The following is a 5,092-nucleotide window of genomic DNA, read 5'->3' as shown; positions in this document are numbered from 1 at the left end:
GCGACGACGGCCGCCGCGATCCCGCCGGCGAGGACGAGCCGGGTGCGGGCGGCGCGGCCGCGGCGCCGGGTGTCGTCGGCGACGACTGTCATCACCGTGGCGCGCATCCGGGCGACGCGCTCGTCATCGAGCAGCTGGGTCATCAGGACTCCCTCAGGGCTTGCAGGTCGGCGCGCAGGCGGAGGCGGACGCGCGAGAGACGGTTCCGGACCGAGGCATGGCTCAGGCCGAGGGTGAGGGCGGCGGACTCGTAGGTGTGCTCGCCGTCGAGGCACATCTCGTAGACCCGCCGGTCGATGTCCGACAGCGCGCCCACCGCCCGGGCGATCTCGGCCTGGATCTCCGCACGCAGCACGTGGTCCTCGACGCCGGGCTCGTCGTGCATCGGCGTGGTGTGGGAACGCTCGCGGCGCAGTCGGCGGCCCGCGTTGAGGCCGTGGAACTTCGCGGTCACCATCAGCCAGGGCAGCACCGAGGTGTCGACCAGCCGGACGCCGCGCGCCTTCTCCCAGAAGGTGATGAACACGTCCTGCGTGACGTCCTCGGCGGTGTTCGCGTCCCCGGTGACGCCGAGCGCCTGGGCGTAGACGGCACGGACGTGGCGGTCGTAGAGCACGCCGAGCGCGCTCTGGTCCCCCTGCGTGGCACGACCGAGCAGCTCGCGGTCGTCGGTGGGCCCCGTTGCCTGACTGCCTGTCATCGCACCTCCTCTCACCCCCTTCATGTCGCCCGCCGGGGAATCGTCTCACCCGGATCTTGTTGAGTGACCATATGGTCACCTATCGTGGGGCGCATGGGCGCGACGGCGTACGACGACGACGGGGTGTTCCGCGCCCTCGCCGACCCGACGCGGCGCGCCCTGCTGGATGCCCTCGTCGAGCTCGACGGCCAGTCGGTCTCGGCGCTGGCGGCCCGCTTCCCAGACGTCACGCGGTTCGCGGTGATGAAGCACCTCGGGGTGCTCGAGGCCGCCAATCTGGTGATCTCGCACAAGGCGGGCCGGACGCGCCTCCTCCACCTCAACCCCGTCCCGATCCATCAGATCGCCGGGCGCTGGCTGGACAAGTACGCCGTCGGGGTCACCCGCGAGCTGCTCGAGCTCAAGCACACCCTCGAATCAGGAGACTGACCATGCGCCCGCTGCGCTACCGCGTCTACGTCAAGGCCACCCCCGAGGAGGTGTGGGCGGGCATCACCGAGCCCGGGTTCACCGAGCGCTACTTCCATCGCACCGCGATCACGTCGTCCTTCGCTCCGGGCGAGCCGTTGCGCTACGTCCGTGACGGCGCGGACATGGTGGTCGGGGAGGTCGTGGAGTCCGATCCCCCACGGCGCCTGGTCACCACCTGGCGCGTGCTCTACGACGCCGACCTGGCCGAGGAGCCCGCGTCGCGCGTCGAGTGGCTGATCACGCCCGAGGGCGCCGGTCTCACCCGGCTCGACGTGGTCCACTCCGACCTGGCCCGGAGCCCCGGCACGTGGGGCAGCGTCAAGGACGGCTGGGGGTGGGTGCTCGACAGCCTCAAGTCGCTGCTCGAGACCGGCGAGGGACTGCCGCCGGCCGAGGAGGCGCCGGTCCCGGACGACGTCGCCGGCGACTGGCACCGCACGCAGGCCGTCGAGGCCAACAACCTCGGCTGGTCGCTCGTGGAGGCGTCGGGGCCCGGCGTCGACGAGGAGCCCACCCTGCGGGCCGCCAGGCGGTCGTGTGTCGCGACGCCCGTCATCGCGGTGCTCGGGGCCGACCGAGCGAGGCCGACCGGATGATCGAGGCGAGAGGGGGTAGCCCCCTCTCATGCGCTCTCTCCTCCCCACCTCCGTCCGAGCCGCCTGCCTGCTGGCCTCCGCGCCGCTCCTGGGCGCCCTCCTCGTGGCCGCGCCCGCCGAGGCGCACCCGGTCCAGGTGAGCGGCTGGGGCCTCCAGCACCTCATCAACCGGATGGAGACCGTCGACTGCACCGACGGCTTCCACGCCCGGGACCGGAAGGGCCGGCCGATCGTGCTGACCGCTGCGACCTGCGGCAAGAAGGGCACGCTCTGGTACACCTCGAACAACGGCCGCACCCTCGGCCGGATCGTGGCTCGGCGCCTCACGACGAGCCTCTACCGCGACTACGCGGCGATCCGGGTCACCGGCCCGGTCACGCTCACGCCGCGGGTGCACGACGGCGACAAGCGACGGCTCGTGTCCGGGGTCTCGCGACCGCGCCTCGGGCTCCGGGTGTGCCTCACCGGGCAGGCGAAGCATCGCGAGTGCGGCCGGATCACGAGCATCACCGCGACCAGCTTCACCACGACGATCTCCGCCGAGCGGGGAGACGTCGGCGGCCCGATCTTCGACCGGCGCCCGAACGGCACCGTGAGGGCGGTCGGCATCCTCAGCTCGGGCGACGCGCTCGGCAGCACCGCCAGCCGTGTCGACAAGGCCCTCGAGGCGCTCGACCTCAGGCTGATGGGGTCGTAGAACGCCGCAACAGCGCCATGAACATGGCGTCGGTGGCGTGGCGGTGCGGCCACAGCTGGACGGTGCCGGGGACCGGTCCGGCGGCGTCGGGGACGGCGCCGGCGAGGCCGGCGATCGGCTCCAGGGCGACGTCGTCCCGCGTCGCGAGCACCGACGCGACGACGCCCTCGGTCTCGGCGAGCACCGGACTGCAGGTCGCGTAGAGCACCACGCCGCCGGGACGCACGAGCTCCAGGGCCGAGCCCAGCAACGCGACCTGGAGTGGCACGAGTGCCTCGATGTCGGCGGCCGTACGACGCCACCGCGACTCCGGCCGGCGGCGCAGCGCCCCGAGCCCCGAGCAGGGGGCGTCGACGAGGACGCGGTCGAAGGAGCCGGGGCGGTACGGCGGCCGGGTGCCGTCGCCGGCGACCACGCCTGCCACGCCGAGCGCGTCCGTGAGGTTCTGCGCGACCAGGCCCGCACGGTGGGGCTGCGCCTCGTTGGCGACCAGCAGGGCGCCGCGCTCCGCAGCCAGCGCGGCGAGCAGCGCGGACTTGCCGCCCGGGCCCGCACAGAGATCGAGCCAGCGCTCGTCGCGCCCGTCGAGCGGTGCCTCCGCCGCCGCGATCGCGACGAGCTGCGAGCCCTCGTCCTGGACGCCCGCGCGACGCTCCCGCACCGCGGTCACCTCGCCCGGAGATCCACCGGCCAGCACGACGCCGTAGGGCGAGAGCGCCGTCGGCTCCCCCGGCAGCTCCTCGCGCGTCGCCCGGCCCGGCCGGGCGACGAGCACCACCCGCGGGGCGGCGTTGTCGGCGGCCAAGAGCTGTCGAAGCCCCCACTCGGCGCCGTCGGAGGCCCCACTCGGCGGGACGGAGGCCCCACTCGGCGGGAGGGCGAGGGCGTCGGCGAGGAGTGACACGACCCAGGCGGGGTGGCTGAACTCGAGGGCGAGGCGGTCGAGCCCGGCCTCGGGCGTCAGCTCGTCGACCCACGCGGCCAGGGGCCGGCGCGAGACCCGGCGCAGGACGGCGTTGGCGAACGAGGCGGCGCCCGGGCCCGAGACGGACTTCACCAGCTCGACGGTCGCGTCGATCGCGGCATGGTCGGGCACCCGCATCGAGAGCAGCTGGTGGCAGCCCAGCCGCAGCGCGTCGCGCACCTGGGCCTGCACCTTCGCCGAGGGACGGTCGATCGACGCGGCCAGGATGGCGTCGTACGTTCCCTGCCGGCGGAGCGCGCCGGACGCCAGCTCGGTCGCGAAGGCCGCGTCGCGACCGGACAGGCCGTGCTTGGCGAGGACGTGCGGGAGCACGAGGTTGGCGTAGGCGTCGTCGGCGCGGACGGCCTTGAGCACCTCGAACGCGGCGAGCCGCGCGGGGTCGACCCGGCGGCGCTCAGCCATCGAGCTCCCTCACCAGGCGCTTCGGAGCCACCGCGCGCCAGGCGTCCTCGATCACCTCACGCAGCTCGGCGAGGGTGATCTCCCCGAGGCGGGACTCCTGCACCAGCACGGCGTTGTAGCCGTCGAAGTGCGGCACGGTGAAGAACGGTCCCTGGGCGACGAGCGCCAGCTTCTCGGCCTCCGTCGCGGTGCGGATCACCAGCAGGTCGTCGTACTCCTGACCCGTCGCCGGATCGATCGCGGTCTTGTGCGGACGGCGGTAGAGGACGAACCCCTTGCCCTTCGCGCCGCGGGGGACCTTGAAGGTGGGACGGTCGCCCCAGCTCACGCCGAGCTCGACCTCGGGCAGGCCGAGGCAGAGCGCCTCGACGTCCTCGGGCGTGGCCGGGCGGTCGTCCACGCTCATCCGTCGAACCGTACGCCGGGCGCGAGATCGACGCCGCGACCCCAGTCGGCGGCGGGCATCTCCTTCTTCCCGAAGGGCTTGACCGGGCCGAGTCGCACGGGCACGGTCCCGGTGCCGACGTGGACCGCGGACTTCGCGACGGCGAGCGCGCCGGGGGCCAGGGCCGAGTGCTGAGGATCGAGCGTCACCGGCCCGACCTTGAACCGCTCCCCCGCCAGCAGCGTCCAGGCGCCGGGTGCGGGAGTGCACGCGCGGATCTGGCGGTCGATCGCGGCGGCCGGCCTCGACCAGTCGATCCGGGCGTCGCCGACCTCGATCTTGGGTGCGAGCGAGACGCCGTCGGCGGGCTGCTCACGCGCCTCGATCTGCCCGGACTCGAGGCCGTCGAGGGTGGCGACGAGGAGCTGCGCTCCCCCGACGGCGAGCCGTCCGAGCAGGTCGCCGGCCGTGTCGGCCGGGCGGATCCGCTCGGTCATCACGCCGAAGGTCGGCCCGGCGTCGAGCTCGCGCACGATCCGGAAGGTCGTGGCGCCGGTGAGCTCGTCGCCTGCCCAGACCGCGTGCTGGACGGGCGCCGCCCCCCGCCACTGCGGCAGCAGGGAGAAGTGCAGGTTGACCCAGCCGTGCCTCGGGATGTCGAGCGCGGCCTGCGGCAGCAGCGCGCCGTAGGCCACCACCGGACACGCGTCAGGCGCGAGGTCCCGGAGCGCGGACTGGAAGTCCGGGTCGCGCGGGTGGGAGGGCTTGAGCACCGGGATGCCGAGCTCCTCGGCCCGGGCGGCGACGGGCGAGGCGACCAGGCGGCGGCCGCGGCCGGCGGGGGCGTCGGGGCGCG

General features: G+C 74.2%; 7 protein-coding genes. 3 read left to right on the top strand and 4 right to left on the bottom strand.

The window, feature by feature from the left end; translation table 11 throughout:
• Positions 1-142: 142 nt before the first annotated feature.
• Positions 143-700, bottom strand: coding sequence for an RNA polymerase sigma factor (locus QM572_RS18430; protein ID WP_415095437.1), 558 nt, complete (start codon positions 698-700; stop codon positions 143-145).
• Between the two features lie 93 nt (positions 701-793).
• Between QM572_RS18430 and QM572_RS18425 the strand changes: the two genes are divergently transcribed.
• From QM572_RS18425 to QM572_RS18415, 3 genes are read left to right on the top strand one after another with little or no spacing between them, the layout of a single operon-like run.
• Positions 794-1,129 (top strand): ArsR/SmtB family transcription factor, encoded by a 336-nt coding sequence (locus tag QM572_RS18425; RefSeq protein WP_415095436.1) that lies wholly within the window; start codon positions 794-796, stop codon positions 1,127-1,129.
• A 2-nt stretch (positions 1,130-1,131) separates the two neighbouring features.
• Positions 1,132-1,767, top strand: a complete 636-nt coding sequence (locus tag QM572_RS18420; RefSeq protein WP_415095435.1) for an SRPBCC family protein — start codon at positions 1,132-1,134, stop codon at positions 1,765-1,767.
• Between the two features lie 28 nt (positions 1,768-1,795).
• Positions 1,796-2,464: a S1 family peptidase gene (locus QM572_RS18415; protein ID WP_415095434.1), complete on the top strand. Its 669-nt coding sequence runs from the start codon at positions 1,796-1,798 to the stop codon at positions 2,462-2,464.
• Here QM572_RS18415 and QM572_RS18410 read toward each other — a convergent pair.
• The 3 genes from QM572_RS18410 to QM572_RS18400 form a co-directional block, all read right to left on the bottom strand.
• The gene (locus tag QM572_RS18410; protein ID WP_415095433.1) at positions 2,445-3,851 is read right to left on the bottom strand and encodes an RsmB/NOP family class I SAM-dependent RNA methyltransferase; all 1,407 of its coding nucleotides are present in this window, start codon (positions 3,849-3,851) and stop codon (positions 2,445-2,447) included. The genes QM572_RS18415 and QM572_RS18410 overlap by 20 nt on opposite strands.
• Positions 3,844-4,257, bottom strand: a complete 414-nt coding sequence (locus tag QM572_RS18405; RefSeq protein WP_415095432.1) for an MmcQ/YjbR family DNA-binding protein — start codon at positions 4,255-4,257, stop codon at positions 3,844-3,846. The genes QM572_RS18410 and QM572_RS18405 overlap by 8 nt, the downstream gene beginning before the upstream one ends.
• The coding region (locus tag QM572_RS18400) for a methionyl-tRNA formyltransferase (protein ID WP_415095431.1) at positions 4,254-5,092 on the bottom strand (839 nt) is incomplete at its 5' end. The genes QM572_RS18400 and QM572_RS18405, both read right to left, overlap by 4 nt.

This window comes from Nocardioides sp. (assembly GCF_047607365.1).
Lineage (GTDB): Bacteria > Actinomycetota > Actinomycetes > Propionibacteriales > Nocardioidaceae > Nocardioides.
The sequence above is the reverse complement of the archived record's forward strand: the minus strand, read 5'-3'. Positions and strand labels throughout refer to the sequence as shown.